Origin of the sequence: Thaumasiovibrio subtropicus (genome assembly GCF_019703835.1) — a bacterium.
GTDB lineage: Bacteria > Pseudomonadota > Gammaproteobacteria > Enterobacterales > Vibrionaceae > Thaumasiovibrio > Thaumasiovibrio subtropicus.
The window spans coordinates 199,287-215,379 of record NZ_AP023054.1 but is presented as its reverse complement, the minus strand read 5'-3'; the positions used below and the strand labels follow the sequence as shown (position 1 = coordinate 215,379).

11 protein-coding genes are annotated in these 16,093 nt (G+C 48.6%); 5 read left to right on the top strand and 6 right to left on the bottom strand.

Annotated elements, in window-relative coordinates:
• Positions 1–41 precede the first annotated feature (41 nt).
• Positions 42–947 carry a DNA-binding transcriptional regulator OxyR gene (gene oxyR / locus TSUB_RS01030; RefSeq protein WP_087020254.1) on the bottom strand — a complete coding sequence of 302 codons (906 nt, stop codon included), beginning with the start codon at positions 945–947 and terminating at the stop codon, positions 42–44.
• A gap of 149 nt (positions 948–1,096) precedes the next feature.
• Between oxyR and TSUB_RS01025 the strand changes: the two genes are divergently transcribed.
• The 3 genes from TSUB_RS01025 to TSUB_RS01015 all read left to right on the top strand — a co-directional run bounded on the left by TSUB_RS01025 (position 1,097) and on the right by TSUB_RS01015 (position 3,769).
• Complete coding sequence (locus TSUB_RS01025; protein WP_087020251.1) at positions 1,097–1,828, top strand: glutathione peroxidase; 732 nt, start codon at positions 1,097–1,099, stop codon at positions 1,826–1,828.
• 130 nt (positions 1,829–1,958) lie between these two features.
• A complete protein-coding gene (locus TSUB_RS01020; protein WP_087020249.1) occupies positions 1,959–3,410 on the top strand; it encodes a dihydrolipoyl dehydrogenase in 1,452 nt (483 codons plus the stop codon).
• Positions 3,411–3,529: 119 nt separating this feature from the next.
• On the top strand, positions 3,530–3,769 hold the full coding sequence (locus tag TSUB_RS01015) for a DUF3624 domain-containing protein (RefSeq protein WP_087020246.1): 240 nt from the start codon (positions 3,530–3,532) through the stop codon (positions 3,767–3,769).
• Positions 3,770–3,834: 65 nt separating this feature from the next.
• Here the strand turns inward: TSUB_RS01015 and argH are convergent, their stop codons facing one another.
• The 3 genes from argH to argB form a co-directional block, all read right to left on the bottom strand.
• Entirely contained in the window at positions 3,835–5,709 is a 1,875-nt protein-coding gene (gene argH, locus TSUB_RS01010; RefSeq protein WP_087020243.1) for an argininosuccinate lyase, read from the bottom strand.
• 88 nt (positions 5,710–5,797) lie between these two features.
• Positions 5,798–7,003, bottom strand: coding sequence for an argininosuccinate synthase (locus TSUB_RS01005; protein ID WP_087020240.1), 1,206 nt, complete (start codon positions 7,001–7,003; stop codon positions 5,798–5,800).
• Between the two features lie 70 nt (positions 7,004–7,073).
• Complete coding sequence (gene argB / locus TSUB_RS01000) at positions 7,074–7,853, bottom strand: acetylglutamate kinase (RefSeq protein ID WP_087020237.1); 780 nt, start codon at positions 7,851–7,853, stop codon at positions 7,074–7,076.
• Between the two features lie 651 nt (positions 7,854–8,504).
• On the opposite strand from argB, the gene ppc reads away from it, so the two are divergent.
• Both ppc and TSUB_RS00990 read left to right on the top strand, forming a co-directional pair.
• Positions 8,505–11,135 (top strand): phosphoenolpyruvate carboxylase, encoded by a 2,631-nt coding sequence (gene ppc, locus TSUB_RS00995; RefSeq protein WP_087020232.1) that lies wholly within the window; start codon positions 8,505–8,507, stop codon positions 11,133–11,135.
• A 438-nt stretch (positions 11,136–11,573) separates the two neighbouring features.
• On the top strand, positions 11,574–12,137 hold the full coding sequence (locus tag TSUB_RS00990; protein ID WP_087020230.1) for a PadR family transcriptional regulator: 564 nt from the start codon (positions 11,574–11,576) through the stop codon (positions 12,135–12,137).
• Between the two features lie 295 nt (positions 12,138–12,432).
• On the opposite strand, the gene metF is transcribed toward TSUB_RS00990, so the two are convergent.
• Positions 12,433–13,323, bottom strand: coding sequence for a methylenetetrahydrofolate reductase (metF, locus tag TSUB_RS00985; protein ID WP_087020227.1), 891 nt, complete (start codon positions 13,321–13,323; stop codon positions 12,433–12,435).
• A 364-nt stretch (positions 13,324–13,687) separates the two neighbouring features.
• A complete protein-coding gene (locus tag TSUB_RS00980) occupies positions 13,688–16,093 on the bottom strand; it encodes a bifunctional aspartate kinase/homoserine dehydrogenase II (RefSeq protein ID WP_087020222.1) in 2,406 nt (801 codons plus the stop codon).

Sequence of the window (16,093 nt, the reverse complement as noted above, 5' to 3'; positions counted from 1 at the left end):
GAGGGAGATAACGGATGTTATCTCCCTCTTTTTCATTCCGACTAATCTTCAAGGCAACCGGAAGTACACACATGCTCACTCAGCAGGCTTGCCAGTTTCTCGTAGCGCGGCCGCAATGGCGACCCCGGACGATAAGCCAAAACAATCTGCCGGCATGGTTTCGGATCATGAACAGGCAAGTAACACACGCCCTCTTTCGCTCCCCTTACGGGTGTTGCTAAATGCGGCAGTAACGTAATCCCTGCCCCTGCCACAATCATATTTCGCAACGTTTCTAAACTCGTTGCTTTAAAGCGACCATCTTCTTTTGCGCCTGCGGAAAAACAGAAGCCCATCGCTTGATCCCGCAAGCAATGTCCATCGCCCAGCATCAAGAGTGTTTCACCATCGAGCTGCGGTAGCGCAAAGCTCTGCTGATTAGCCCAACGATGCTTTTCAGGTACAGCAAGGACCATGGGTTCATCATAGAGCGGTAACTCAATGAATCGCTCCGTCTCTTGCACTGATGCCAGAATAAGGCAGTCTAATTTCCCACTTTCCAATTGGTCCACCAGTTGATGCGTCTGCCCTTCATGGAGGAAAAGCTCCAGATCAGGGTATTGCTCACGTAACGCCGGAACGATATGAGGCAAGAGATAAGGCCCGACTGTCGGAATCAACCCTATATGAATGGGGCCGTTCATGCTCTCGCCTTGTTCACTTGCCATCTCTGCCAAAATTTTCACTTCTAACAACACTTTCTGAGCTTGCGTTACCAAGCGCAAACCCGCATCCGTAAAAAGCACCTTTCGACTGGTTCGCTCTAACAATGCAACGCCAAGCTCTGTCTCTAATTTACGTATCTGGCCACTCAACGTCGGTTGGCTCACGTGACACGCTTCCGCCGCACGGCGAAAATGCTGATGTTCAGCCAACGCGACAAGATATTCCAAATCCCGGATATTCATTTTCCACCCTTTGATAGGTAACACCGATTGAATCAATCATAACAAGTGATTAGAACTATCTCACTCAAAATCACATAATAATCACATCAACACAGCGCACTAACCGATAAGCTGTAAAAGTTACCAATAACGCATCAAGGATAATTATTATGTTTGCATCAAAAGAAGGCCAAGCCATTCCTCAAGTGACTTTTCCTACTCGCCAAGGTGATCAGTGGGTAAATGTGACAACTGACGAACTATTTGCTGACAAAACCGTCATCGTGTTCAGTCTACCAGGCGCATTCACTCCAACATGCTCATCGACTCACCTACCACGCTACAACGAGTTAGCTTCGGTATTTTCTGAGCACGGCGTCGACAGCATCCTTTGTGTCTCCGTCAACGACACTTTTGTCATGAACGCATGGAAAGACGATCAAGAAGCAGAGAACATCACTTTCATTCCTGATGGCAACGGTGAGTTCACCCAAGGTATGGGCATGTTAGTCAGCAAGAACGACCTCGGTTTTGGTGACCGCTCATGGCGCTACAGTATGCTAGTTAAAAACGGTGTGGTAGAGAAAATGTTCATCGAGCCTAACGAGCCAGGCGACCCGTTCAAAGTCTCTGACGCGGAAACCATGCTCAACTACATCGCACCTGAGCACAAGATCCAAGAGTCTATCACTGTCTTTACTAAGCCTGGCTGTCCATTCTGTGCCAAGGCGAAACAAAACCTTATCGACCACGGTCTGCAGTTTGAAGAAGTGGTATTAGGAAAAGATGCGACGACAGTCAGTTTGCGCGCAATCACTGGCCGCGGCACCGTACCACAAGTCTTCATTGGTGGTCAGCATATTGGCGGTAGCGAAGAACTTGAAAGCCATCTAAACCGCTAACCCTGCATGACGGCTTTGAGCGAATACTCCGGGCTCTTAGCCGTCAGCGTTAGCACAGACGACTTTACACAACTCATTTAGACACTTTACTGCCACCTTGCGTGGTTGTGACACTCAAAAGGAAAATCCTATGAACACCATTACGACTGATGTTGCCATCATTGGTGGCGGAACGGCAGGACTCGGCGCTTACCGAGCAGCCAAAGCGCACACCGACAGCGTGGTTATGATTGAAGGCGGTCCTTATGGTACAACCTGTGCCCGTGTCGGCTGTATGCCATCAAAGCTGCTGATCGCAGCAGCAGAAAGCGTACATCAGATCGAAAAGGCGCCGGGTTTTGGTGTTCATCCGCAAGGTGAAATCGTCATTAATGGCCGCGAAGTGATGGATCGCGTTAAACGTGAGCGTGACCGCTTTGTCGGCTTTGTCCTTGAAGGTGTCGATGAAATTCCTGCTGAAGATAAAATTAGTGGGTATGCGAACTTTATCGATAACACGACGCTACAGGTCGATGACCATACCACCATCCACGCAAAGCGCATTGTGATTGCCACAGGCTCTCGACCTGCTTATCCTGCGATCTGGAATGATCTTGGTGATCGCTTGATCATCAATGATGATGTGTTCGATTGGGATGATCTGCCGAACTCCGTTGCAGTATTTGGACCGGGCGTGATTGGGCTTGAACTTGGTCAAGCGCTTAAACGACTCGGTGTCGAGGTCATTATGTTTGGTTTAGGCGGTCAAGTCGGCCCATTGACTGATCCTGAAGTGATGGCATACGCCGATAAAACCTTTAATGAAGAGTTCTACTTGGATGCCGATGTCAAAGTAGAAAGCATGAAGCGTGTTGATAATGCGGTTGAGATTCAGTATCTCGATAAACAAGGTGCATTGAAAACCATTGTTGTCGACTACGTGCTCGCAGCAACAGGTCGTCGTCCCAATACCGACAAACTTAGCCTTGAAAATACCAGTGTCGTACTTGATGAGCGCGGTGTGCCTCACGCAGACCACTACACCTTACAGACATCCGTCGATAGCATTTTCATTGCGGGTGATGCTAGCAATCAATTACCTTTGCTGCATGAAGCAGCAGACCAAGGTCGCATTGCTGGCGATAACGCGGGACGATTCCCAGATATTCGTGCAGGCTTACGTCGCTCTAAAATTTCCGCCGTCTTCTCGGACCCACAAATTGCCATGGTTGGTGAGTCCTACAAAGAGATCACAACACGCTTGGGTGAATGCGGCTGTTTTGCAACAGGTACGGTCTCATTTGAGAACCAAGGTCGCTCTCGCGTCATGCTACGCAACAAAGGCATACTCAATGTCTATGGCGAGCAAGGGACAGGTCGTTTCCTAGGTGCAGAGATGATGGGCCCCAACGCAGAGCATTTAGCCCACTTACTCGCATGGGCTCACCAGAATCAAATGACCGTATCGCAAATGTTGGAGATGCCTTTTTACCACCCTGTGATTGAAGAAGGCGTGAGAACGGCACTGAGAGATCTCAATGCGAAACTGCATCTCGGCCCAGAAATGATTAAGCATTGCCTCGACTGTGGCCCGGGCTGCTAATCACTCACCATCCACTCTGTTTGCGCGCCTTCCTTCGGGAAGGCGTTTTTCGTTAAGATGCCAGACATTAAATCGCGGTATACTCGGTTCAATATTTCTCTTTTAACGTGTACCTGCTTATGTCTTGCCGTTTCTGTGACCACCTGCTCATCAAGGAAAAACTCGGCCGCTGTCATCGCTGTATGAAGCAACTCGTGGTACTTGCCATTCTCAGCTGGAGTTGGTGGGGATGGGGGTATAGCGCAACACCTTTTTCGGTCGAATCTATTGCACTGCTTTTCTTCGCTGGCGCTTTTAGCCTACTTCTTAGTGCGCATATGGTCATGGCACTCTATTACCGCCTCAAAAAGACAACTTAAAGCCTTAAAACGTAAAAAAGCCAACCCTAAGGCTGGCTCATTATCTATCTTTGTCACAAAAACGGTTAAGCCACATGCACTCGCTTGATCACTTGCTCATCAAGGTTGACCTCTAGCGCAACTTCATCACAAGCATGCTGACGTGGGCAACGCTCGCAATCCTTCATTACTTTTTCTGGTAATAAGGTCTTCGATGTCGGTACAAAGTTCTGCTTCATAAAGAACTCTGGCACACGGGTTAACACAAAGACTTTCTTGATCGCCATTTGCTTGGCTTTATCTAGCAAGTGTGCAACGACCGCACTGCCTTGTCCTTGCCCTTGCCAGCCGGCCTCGATGCCTAATGAACGCACTTCGGCCAGTCCTGAGTCATACACATAAAGCGATGCACATCCTGTCACCGTCCCCTGATGTTCCGTGACCGCAAATGAACCAATATCTCGTACCAACTCATTACGTTTGCGCGGTAAGTTTTCACCCAGATTCGACCAGTAAGCGACCATGCCTTCAATCGCGTCTAAGTCGGTCAATCGAGCACCACGCACTTTCACCGCAGGAGAGTATCGCTGCTCCAAACGTTGCTCAGCCGACTCAATCGCATACGCTACTTGATTCGGTGCCACACCACCCAACGCACAACGCTTCTCTAGGCACGATTCAATCGTCAAGATTGGGTAGACATCATCTTCAATGACAGGCGAGAAACTCTGCATTTCAGCCAAACTAAGCTCTTCCAGTGCACAGCCTTTATCGATAGCCGCAACCACCGCCACGCCAACAATGTGGTGCGCTTCACGGAAAGGAATCCCTTTCGCGACTAAGTAATCCGCCAACTCAGTAGCATTCGAATAACCCTGCATTGCCGCTTCTAAAGTACGATCTGCATTCACTTTGATCCCTTCAAAGCAGAGCGCAGCCATCTCCATGCAGTCAGCCCAAGAGTCAAGCGCATCAAAAAGCCCCTCTTTGTCTTCCTGCATATCTTTGTTATACGCCAGCGGCAGTGCTTTCACCGTCATCATCATGCCTGACATCGCACCATAAACTCGGCCGACTTTGCCACGGATCAACTCAAGTGCATCGGGGTTTTTCTTTTGCGGCATCAAAGATGAACCAGAGGTGACTGTGTCCGCCAACTCAATGAAGTTTGACTCACCTGAGTTGTAAAAGATGAGGTCTTCCGCCATCCGCGATAGGTGTAGCATTGAAATTGAGGCGACAGACATCAACTCCATCACATGGTCTCTGTCTGACACAGAATCAAGGCTATTACGCGTCGCACGATGAAAGCCAAGGTTGTGTGCGAGTGCTTCGCGATCAATCGGGTACGCGGTACCAGCAAGTGCGCCACTTCCTAACGGACAGGTATCAAAACGCTGCATCGCATCCGCGAGACGCGAATAGTCACGCTCGAACATTTCAACGTAGGCGAGGCACCAATGTGCAAACGTCACAGGTTGCGCACGCTGCAAGTGTGTGTAACCCGGCAGTACTGTTGACTGATGCGCCTTAGCCACTTCAACAAGGGTGTTTTGCAATTTGTCGAGCATGAGCAGTAACTGCTGACCTTGCTGACGGCACCAGAGCTTTAAGTCCGTTGCGACCTGATCGTTACGAGAACGACCAGTATGTAGCTTCTTACCGAGATCACCCACCTTCGCAATCAGTTGTTGCTCAACCCAACTGTGAATATCTTCGGCATCCGAATGAAGAATCTGCTCTGGGTCTTCCATCACAGCTAACTTCAACTCGTTGAGCGCAAGCTCAAGCGCCTGCTGCTCTTCTTCAGTCAAGACATCAACACTACGCAGCGCCTTAGACCAAGCAATAGAGCCCACAATATCTTGCTCAGCCAATCGATAGTCAAAGCGCAACGAGTCATTAAATTGTTTGAACCGCGTATCTGCTGCTTGACTAAAACGTCCACCCCATAATGCCATTGTCTTTCTCCTAGATGCTCGACTTGCTGATTGCTCTACTGCTTATCATTGCTTTTTTATTAGGGGCTGGCCTTAGCCAGCCTTATCATTACTTTTTCTCATTGTAGGCGCGGATACGACTAGCGAGTGAGTAAAGACGGATAAAGCCTTCAGCATGGCTTTGGTCATACACTTCATCTTCACCAAAGGTTGCAAACTCTTCAGAGTACAAGCTATTCGCTGATTGCTTCTGGACAGCGGTCACCTGGCCTTTATACAGCTTCAAAACAACGTCGCCATTAATGTCGTCAGCAATCGCGTCTGCCGCAGCCAATAGAGACTTACATAGTGGCGTAAACCAACGGCCATCGTAAACGAGATGTGAGAACTTCTGACCCACAGTTTGACGGAAGTCGAAAGTCTCTTTGTCGAGAACCAGTTGCTCAACCGCACGCAGTGCTTCCATCATGATGGTGCCGCCCGGTGTTTCATAGCAACCACGCGATTTCATACCCACCAAACGGTTTTCAACGATATCGATACGGCCGACACCATGCTCAACCCCTTTCTCGTTCAAATAATTCAACGCATTCAAAGGAGACATGGCTTCACCATCCACTTCCGTGATCTGGCCTTTTACAATTTTCACACTCACGAGTTCAGGCTGATCAGGTGCTTGCTCTGGATCTTTCGTCCATGCCCAACAGTGCTCATTGGGCTGATTCCAAGTCTCTTCTAGCACTCCACCTTCTGTCGAAATGTGCCAAGCATTCGCATCACGAGAATAGATTTTCTCGAGTGATGCACTACATGGAATCTTACGCTCAGCGAGGTAGTTAAGCAGATCTTCGCGGCTACGCATTTCCCACTCGCGCCATGGTGCAATCACTTTCAGCTGCGGCGCAAGGGCGGCGAAACAGCTTTCGAAACGCACCTGGTCGTTGCCTTTACCTGTACATCCATGACATAACGCGTCGGCCCCCACTTCCAATGCACACTCAACTTGCGCTTTGGCAATGATAGGACGTGCCATCGATGTACCGAGTAGGTATTTACCTTCGTAAATCGCTCCCGTCTTCAGCGTTGGATAGATATAGTCAGCAACCAGTTCTTCTTTCAGATCCGCGATATAACAAGCTGATGCGCCCGAGGCAATCGCTTTCTCTTCAATACCCTCTAGCTCAGCATCGCCTTGACCCACATCCGCGACAAACGCCACAACTTCACAATCGTAATTCTCTTTTAGCCAAGGAATGATGGCCGACGTGTCCAGACCGCCAGAATAGGCTAATACCACTTTACTAATCTTGCTCATTTCTCACTCTCCATGCTTTGCCGTGCGGCGGTCATCCCGAGACGGCAGGTAATTCAGTTATTCAATCAGGTTAAACGGCAAAACGAGTGCCAATACTTTCGCCCTCAAAAAGAGCGGCGAGTTTTTCTGGATAACGCCATGTCGCCACTTCAATGGCGCGCCCTAGCGATTTTGCAGCGGAAAATGCCGCGTGTACTTTCACGACCATGCCATCACTGATGACACCCGTTTCAATTAAGTGGGCCGCTTCTTCTTCAGTAAGGCTGCTCATTAACCGTCCTTTCCCATCAAGGACACCGCTCACATCCGAAAGCAAAACAAGGTCAGCATCTAACGCACTCGCCACGGCTACCGCAGCTTGATCCGCATTCACATTCATTAGCTCACCCTGTGCATTCAAACCAATTGAGCTAATAATCGGCACCACACCTTGCCCAGTAATCACGTTCACTAGCTCGGCATCACCAGGGGAGGCTTCCCCCACCGCGCCTAATTCCTCATCAAGTTGGGTCACATTGCAAAGACCACCGTCTGCAAGGCTCAGACCGACGGCTTTCACACCAGAACGCACCGCTTGACCTTGCAGAAGTTTGTTCGCCGTACCAGCCAATGCGCCTGCGATATAGGGAATTTGCTCAAGCGGTGTGACTCTTAGGCCTTCTTTTTTCACCGTTGGCAATTGAAGCTTATTCATGAGTTCATCGACAAGATAGCCACCGCCATGGACAATCACCAAGGGCCTAACTGACGTTTTTTGATAGTTAGCGATGGCATCAAAAAGCTGTTGCAGAGTCTCAGTGCACGACAACACGGCACCGCCTAATTTAATAACAAGTGGTTGTTGGCTCATGCATTGCTCCTCGTTCCCTATCCGTTTCGATGAATACTTGCTCGTTATAACTGTGATTGATGGCATTTTCTTGATTGATAACCACCATGAAAACATACCGTCCCATGCACTGGCCTTTTGCATAACTATTTGTAGCTTTGATGACATTCAGAAACGTAGGCAGCTTTAAATAGCGATATTGCTGGGGCTCAGCAGAGGTGCGCAGGCACCAGACATTCATCATCGACGTCGTCGAATAAAGCGCGCTCCTGTCTGGATCAATGTCTGGCTCATGGGGAATACCTTCAATAAATTTAAATGCAATATTTATTCACTATTCTTGAATGGTTATTTTTAACTGGATAGTGAGTAGGTGTCAAGGTGTGATTTAGATTAAATTTCAGAAACACAAACCGCGAAAAGCAACCAAAATAGAAACAAGGCGTCTAACACATGAATTTCCCACTTTTTTTAGTCTTTCTATATAGGGATATATCGTCTAAACGACGAAAAATCGGCCAAAGTGCAGAACAATAGAATGATAAAGGTCAATGTAGTGTCGTTTTTTTACGAACATACCTAACACCATTTGACCTGATAGTGGGATCATGGCTAGATTATAGGCAGGAATTTACAATTCAGTTTGTAACAAAATTACGAGATGGATCCGTTATGAATGAAAAATATAGCGCGTTGAGAAGCAATGTCAGTATGCTCGGTCACCTACTGGGCAACACGATCAAAGATGCGCACGGCGAAGAGCTGTTAGATAAAGTTGAAACTATCCGTAAGCTTTCAAAGTCAGCCCGTGGTGGCGACGACAGTGATCGCCAACAGTTAATTAAAGAGCTGCAAAATCTCCCCGATGAGCAACTCCTTCCTGTAGCCCGTGCTTTTAGTCAGTTCTTGAACCTGACCAATATCGCAGAGCAGTTCCACACGATTTCCCGTCATTGCGAAGAGCATGTCTGCAGTCCAGACTCTATTGATACTCTATTCGGTAAACTCAATAGCCAAGATGTCAGCAAGTTTGACACCATTGAAGCGGTGCGTGATCTCAAGATCGAGCTTGTGCTCACCGCTCACCCAACCGAAATCGCTCGACGTACCATGATTCACAAGCTGGTTCAGATTAATAACTGTCTGTCTAAGCTTGAACTATCAGAGCTTTCTGCAAGCGAACGTGCAAAAACGGAAACTCGCCTCGAGCAGTTGATTGCGCAAATGTGGCACTCTGATGTGATTCGTCAGCAGCGCCCAACACCGCTTGATGAAGCAAAATGGGGTTTTGCTGTCATTGAAAACTCAGCATGGGAAGCCGTACCTGAGTTCCTGCGCCAGTTCGATGAGAAACTTCATCGCCACCTTGGTGAAGGCCTGCCTATCGATGCTGCGCCAGTCCTCTTCTCTTCATGGATGGGGGGGGACCGCGATGGCAACCCATTTGTAACCTCAGAAATCACTCGTGAAGTATTGCTCCTTTCGCGTTGGAAAGCCGCAGACCTGTTCTTGGGCGACATTCAAGACCTAGTGAGCGAACTGTCGATGGTGAAATGCAACGACAAAGTCCGCGAGCTTGCTGGTGGTGAGCACGAAGCTTACCGTGCGATTTTGAAAGATTTACGCACTAAGTTAACCAGCACCCGTGACATCATGGACGCAAAAATCAAAGGCGAGCCCGTTCCAGAAGGACACGTCCTTGAGAGTGAAGATGAACTTTGGGAACCCCTGCTGGCATGTTACGAGTCACTGCACGAGTGTGGTATGGGCATCATCGCTGACGGCCATCTGCTTGATGTACTTCGTCGTATCAAGTGTTTCGGTGTACACCTTGTACGTCTCGATATTCGTCAAGAGAGCACCCGTCACTCTGATGCGATTTCAGAGCTAACGCGTTACCTTGGTCTGGGTGATTACGACCAGTGGAGTGAGCAAGACAAAGTTGCGTTCCTTGTCAAAGAGCTCTCTTCTAAACGTCCACTCCTGCCACTCGAATGGGAGCCAAGCGCAGAAGTCCAAGAAGTTATCGATACTTGCCGTATCGTCGCCCAGCAGCCTCGACAAGCGCTTGGTGCCTATGTCATTTCAATGGCACGCACCGCGTCTGACGTGCTTGCCGTTCACCTTCTTCTTCAAGAAGCAGGTTGCCCATTCCGTCTCGATGTTTGTCCGCTGTTTGAAACACTGGATGACTTGAACAACGCAGAAGCTGTTATTAGCCAACTACTGAATATTGATTGGTATCGTGGTTTTATTCAGAATCACCAGATGGTCATGATCGGTTACTCGGATTCTGCAAAAGATGCGGGGGTCATGTCTGCAGGTTGGGCTCAGTACACTGCGATGGAATCTCTGGTCAACGTTTGTGAAGAAGCAGGCGTTGAACTCACACTCTTCCACGGTCGAGGCGGTACGATTGGTCGTGGTGGTGCACCTGCGCACGCTGCGTTACTTTCTCAGCCACCGAAGAGCCTAAAAGGCGGCTTACGTGTAACTGAGCAAGGTGAGATGATTCGCTTCAAGTTAGGCTTGCCTGATGTCGCGGTTAACAGCTTTAGCCTCTATGCCAGCGCAATTCTAGAAGCGAACCTCCTACCGCCACCAGCGCCAGAGCAAGCATGGCGAGACCAGATGGACACCTTGTCTGAAATCTCTTGTGAAGCCTATCGACACGTTGTGCGCGGTGAAGAGGACTTTGTCCCTTACTTCCGCTCAACAACGCCAGAGCTTGAGCTAGGTAAGCTACCGCTTGGGTCTCGTCCAGCTAAACGTAATCCAAACGGTGGCGTAGAGAGTCTTCGTGCCATCCCATGGATTTTTGCATGGAGCCAAAACCGCTTAGTGCTGCCAGCCTGGTTAGGTGCAGGTCAAGCCATCCAAGCGTCAATCGACAATGGCGACCAAGCACTGATGGAAACGATGTGTCGTGAATGGCCATTCTTCTCAACGCGTCTTGGGATGCTCGAGATGGTATTCACTAAGACCAATACCGAAATCAGTGAATACTATGACCAGCGTCTAGTAGATAAATCACTTTGGCCACTCGGTACACGTCTACGTGAACAGTTAGAGAGTGATATCAAGGCCGTATTGACCGTTGATAACAATGAGCACTTGATGGAAGAGAACCCGTGGGGTAAAGAAGCTATCCGCTTGCGTAACATCTACGTTGAGCCATTAAATATGCTTCAAGCCGAGCTACTTTTCCGTACACGTCAACACGAAGCGCTCGCGCCAGAGATGGAAGAAGCCTTAATGGTTACCATTGCTGGTATCGCTGCTGGTATGCGAAATACAGGTTAACTGCTTATCGCAAGTGATAAATCACTAAGTTGATCGCAAATTTATTAATGAGGCCGCAGCAATGCGGCCTTTTTTATAATGTATCAATTATATGACACCTATCTCACTATAAAATGCGCTTTACTAATATCAGCAGTCTGGAGAGGCATAGCAAGTATGTTCAGCACTCCGTCTGTTTTTACATACATTGAAGTTGATTTTGTAACATATCGCCGGAAACATGAATGACCTTCAAGACCTGTAGGTAAGGATAATTAGTCACAACAAGTGCTAATTATTGCGATTTGCGTCGTCATTGTATCGTTATTGATGAATTTGATGCTATGCTACGGCTCTTCATTCAGGCAGTGCAACTTAGATACTGAAAAGCGCCGTTAGAGCGATGGGTAATGTCCGCCCTGAGTGAGTGTTTGTAGTTCTTGAAACGGATAGAATAAGATGTCATTACCACACGTGATCTTAACCGTGCTGAGCAATCGCGATGCCACGGGTTATGATATAACAAAAGAGTTTTCTCACAGTATCGGCTACTTTTGGAAGGCCAGCCACCAGCAGGTCTACCGCGAGCTGAACAAGATGGCCTCAAACAACTTGGTCACTTGTGTTCTTCAGCCACAAGAAGGCAAGCCGGATCGTAAAGTTTACTCAATTACAGACCTAGGCCGTGAGTCACTGTTTGAGTGGTTCCAAGAGCCTGTTCGCAATCCAACTGTACGTGATGAGCTATCAGCGAAACTTCTCGTTTGTAGCGTGCATAATTCTGCACCGATGCAGAGCCACATCCAAGGTCTTATCGACGAAACGCAAACGCTGATCAACCACTATCGTGAGTTGGAGCGTCAACACTTCGCCGATCCTGACACGTTAGACCGTCAGGCGCGCTTGGACAGACTGACCTTACGTCGCTGTATTATCAACAGTGAAGCATGGGTTACCTGGGCTGAAGAAGTCGTTGCTGAGCTTAATGCAATGGACAGTGAGCAAAGTGCTATCGCACTTTGAGGGTAAATATCAGCGCACTAATATTAAGATTTTGCTAGGCTAAGACGCTGAATTTACAGATATAATAAAAAAGGGGTATCACGCAAGTGATACCCCTTTTCTATTGCCTTTTTCCGAGATGAAAGCGCTAATTGTCTAACAACAAGAAGGGCTAGTTCTGCAGGGTTTGCTAGGCCTTCCAGCAAGGCGTACCTTAACGGGTAGTCGATTAAATCAAAGGGCAGCAACAAAGACGGCGAGTCGAGAACTCGCCGAATGGGAAGCGTCTAGCTTTCTGAGCAATCGCAGAGGGCGATTATTGATTCTCTCGAACACCTAACGTGTGGCAAAGCGCATAGGTCATTTCGGCGCGATTCAAGGTATAGAAGTGGAAATCTTTCACCCCTTCACGGCTCAGTACGCGAATCATATCAATGGCATTACTCGCCCCAACCATCTGACGCGAAAGCAGATCATCATCCAAACCTTCGTACTGCTTTAACATCCAAGCTGGAATCTTCACGTTGTTGGCATCCGCAAATCGCTTCGCTTGCTTCATGTTTGATACAGGTAAAATACCCGGCACGATTTCGGCTTCAATGCCGGCTGCCACACAACGATCACGGAAGCGCAGATAGCTCTCAATATCGAAAAAGAACTGCGTAATCGCGCGACTCGCACCCGCATCAATCTTGCGCTTTAGGTTTAATAGATCCGCCTGCGCACTCGAAGCTTCTGGGTGCACTTCTGGGTAAGCCGCAACCGAGATATCAAAGTCGTGCTCTTCTTTCAGCAACGCCACAAGGTCCGACGCATACATGTCAGGCTTCACACCGGCTTCAGGTAAATCGCCACGAAGCGCAACAATATGACGAATGCCATTGGCCCAATAGTCACGAGCAATGGCACGCAGTTCATCACGTGATGCATCAATACACGTCAGGTGAGGCGCCGCTTCAAGACCCGTTTGCTCCTTGATCTCTTTAATGATTGAATGGGTGCGGTCACGCTCACCAGAGTTGGCGCCGTAGGTTACCGACACAAATTTTGGCTTCAACGTCTTTAGACGATGAATAGAGTTCCACAACGTCTCTTCCATCTTTTCGCTGCTTGGTGGAAAAAATTCAAAAGAAACGTTAATACGCCCGTCAAGGTCGGCAATATTTTGGTTTAGTGCATCTAGCTGGCTGGCGTGTGTGTAACCCATGATGAAATCCTTTGCTCTATCGCGGCAACCCTTCATGGTCTGCTCGCATTCAATCTTGAATATACGTTTAGACGTCTATATGTCCACAGAATGTCGTGAAACGAATGTGATGTCAACGCAATGATTATGAATTTTTTTCATGATTAAGATGAGTTGATATCAAGCAGTTAAAGACACTTATATCGATTTATCTAGACTTTCCTTTGTAGGCAGCAGGAAATAGAATGAATAGACAACATACCAGACCAAGATCACATAAAGAGGGGGTTTAACAGTAAATGTCGCTAACGTTAGCCACGACAGAATTGACCGCAATAAAAAAGGCAGACTCCACTAGCCTGCCCTTTCATATCATTGATAACGACTACAACATCGAAGCCAATCGATTTAAATCGGATTGCAACGCACCCGCAGTGACATCGCGACCCGCACCTGGTCCACGAATCACCAGTGGGTTGTCCTTGTACCAATCACTCTCAATCGCGAAGATGTTGTCGCAAGGCAGCAAGTTGGCCAACGCGTCATACTCACTCAACGACTCCACGCCGACACGTGCCTTGCCATCTTTACCTAGACGCGCAACGTAACGCAGTACATTGCCATCTCGCTTCGCACGCGCCAAGCGCTCTGCGAGCTCTTGATTGAGCACATCTGCGGATTCAAAGAAGCTATCGATATGCACATCTTGCAGGGCATCAGGCACCAAAGACTCCACTTTAACTTGCTCTGGCTCTAAGTTCAGACCGGCTTCGCGTGCCAAGATCACTAACTTACGCATCACATCACTACCATCAAGGTCAGCGCGTGGATCAGGCTCTGTCAGCCCTTGTTGCCATGCTTGCTCGACTAAATCAGTGAAAGGTAGCGACCCATCAAACTGCTCAAACAGCCACGATAACGTACCTGAGAAAATACCTGATAGCGCAACAATGCGGTCACCACTGTCCATCAAGTCACGAACCGTATGATTAATTGGGAGCCCTGCGCCCACTGTTGCGTTGTATAACCAATGACGGCCCGTTTTCGCGAACGCATCTTGGACATCCTGATAGAAGGCTTGAGGCGCAGAACCCGCGACTTTGTTTGCCGAAATCAAATGCATGCCTTGCTCGGCAATCTCAGGATAGCGTGCCGCTAACGCACTACTTGCTGTCACGTCCAAGACAATGAGCTCATCGTAATCCAGCTCAGCAAGATCGCTAAACAAAGTGCGCGATTGGTACACTTGCGCTTCTTCATCAAAATGCGCTACTGCGCGCTCCGGCTCAATGCCTTCGCCATCGATCCAAGCTAGCTTACTATCGACAACCGCAACCAGAGTGAAGCGCTTACCATGACGGCGCGATAAGATCTCTTGTTGACGAGCAAACAGTTCTAGCCAGCGAGAGCCGATGTTGCCGTTACCGCACAGCACGACACCGACACGTTTTTGGGCTTGGAATAAGGTGGCGTGTAAATTGGAGAGCAGATCGTCTGGCAGCTCACCGCGAACAACAGCCGCAAGACTCAGCGCCAGTTCTGATTCCGCGACAAACTCAACAGGCAACGCCTTAAGCTGCTGCATGAAGCCATGACAATGCACAGGGTTGTTAATCACACCCGCGCCGACGGCTGCCACCAAGCTGAAACCTTCACGCAAACGAATTTCAGCACTCAATGACGCCTCTTGCAAAGCACTCATGACACTGTTGACGACTTCATCAGTATAAGCCAACTGAATGAGACACTTATCCTCGCTCGCAAAACTCGCTAACGGCTGAAGCTGATGACGCTGCAAATAGCTTTCAATCTCGTGAGACGCTATTGCAAAGTCGTGCGAGCGTCCAATAGTGAGCTCAAGGAGTGAAACTTCACATAATGAGGTAACGATCTTTGCGCCGCGTCCAGAGGCTAATACACGCTCGACACGTGTTGAGCCAGACTCTGGCTGTAAACTGCAACGTAGAGTCAGGTCTAAAGCACTTTGCGAGACAGGTTGAAGTGTACGGCTATGCAAGACAGGTGCTGCTAAACGCGCCAACTCATTCGCTTCGTCCAAACGAAGCAGAGGGAGCAAGCAAGCATCATTCACTTTTCGTGGATCAGCGCTGTAAACACCCGCTACATCACTCCAAATGGTGACACGATCAACTTCAGCCAAAGCACCAAGAATGGTCGCAGAGTAATCTGAGCCATTACGACCAAGCAATACCGTTTCGCCTTGCTCATTTTGCGCCATGAAGCCCGTGATTACGACACGGTGATGGGCATGTTGTGCCAACTCTTGCTTGACCAAAGGCCAAGATTTCGCGCTATCAACCTCTGGCTGAGCCGCATGCTCTGCTCGTAGTAGTTGACGAGAATCCACCCCTACCGCAGGCAAGGCTTCTTGATTGAGGAGCGCAGTTAAAAGTCGAACAGACCATACCTCACCAAAACCTTGAACTTTACCTCGCGTCGGCAAATCTAGTGATGGCGCTTCACCCCATTGTGCAATCTGACGACAATCATCATGCAGTGCATTGACTAAAGCTTCCGGCTCAGTAATTAACGATTCAATCAATCCTTGCTGAAACTGGCGTAGTCCCATGAGAGTTTCATGGGCGAGACGGCCATCTTTTTCTGACTGCTTTAAAAAGTCGATCAGTTGATTTGTGGTAGAGCCTGCGGCAGACACAACCACCAGGTCATCGCTGTGAGAGTACTTGGCGAGAATATCAATCACACGGCGAAAACAAGTTTCATCCGCAAGGCTACTGCCACCAAACTTATGCAGTTGACGTTCACTCAT

What these genes read in the sequence shown, in the direction of transcription:
- oxyR (WP_087020254.1), bottom strand. Translation starts at nt 947, where the DNA reads ATGAATATCCGGGATTTGGAATATCTTGTCGCGTTGGCTGAACATCAG.
- TSUB_RS01025 (WP_087020251.1), top strand. Translation starts at nt 1,097, where the DNA reads ATGTTTGCATCAAAAGAAGGCCAAGCCATTCCTCAAGTGACTTTTCCT.
- TSUB_RS01020 (WP_087020249.1), top strand. Translation starts at nt 1,959, where the DNA reads ATGAACACCATTACGACTGATGTTGCCATCATTGGTGGCGGAACGGCA.
- TSUB_RS01015 (WP_087020246.1), top strand. Translation starts at nt 3,530, where the DNA reads ATGTCTTGCCGTTTCTGTGACCACCTGCTCATCAAGGAAAAACTCGGC.
- argH (WP_087020243.1), bottom strand. Translation starts at nt 5,709, where the DNA reads ATGGCATTATGGGGTGGACGTTTTAGTCAAGCAGCAGATACGCGGTTC.
- TSUB_RS01005 (WP_087020240.1), bottom strand. Translation starts at nt 7,003, where the DNA reads ATGAGCAAGATTAGTAAAGTGGTATTAGCCTATTCTGGCGGTCTGGAC.
- argB (WP_087020237.1), bottom strand. Translation starts at nt 7,853, where the DNA reads ATGAGCCAACAACCACTTGTTATTAAATTAGGCGGTGCCGTGTTGTCG.
- ppc (WP_087020232.1), top strand. Translation starts at nt 8,505, where the DNA reads ATGAATGAAAAATATAGCGCGTTGAGAAGCAATGTCAGTATGCTCGGT.
- TSUB_RS00990 (WP_087020230.1), top strand. Translation starts at nt 11,574, where the DNA reads ATGTCATTACCACACGTGATCTTAACCGTGCTGAGCAATCGCGATGCC.
- metF (WP_087020227.1), bottom strand. Translation starts at nt 13,323, where the DNA reads ATGGGTTACACACACGCCAGCCAGCTAGATGCACTAAACCAAAATATT.
- TSUB_RS00980 (WP_087020222.1), bottom strand. Translation starts at nt 16,093, where the DNA reads ATGAGTGAACGTCAACTGCATAAGTTTGGTGGCAGTAGCCTTGCGGAT.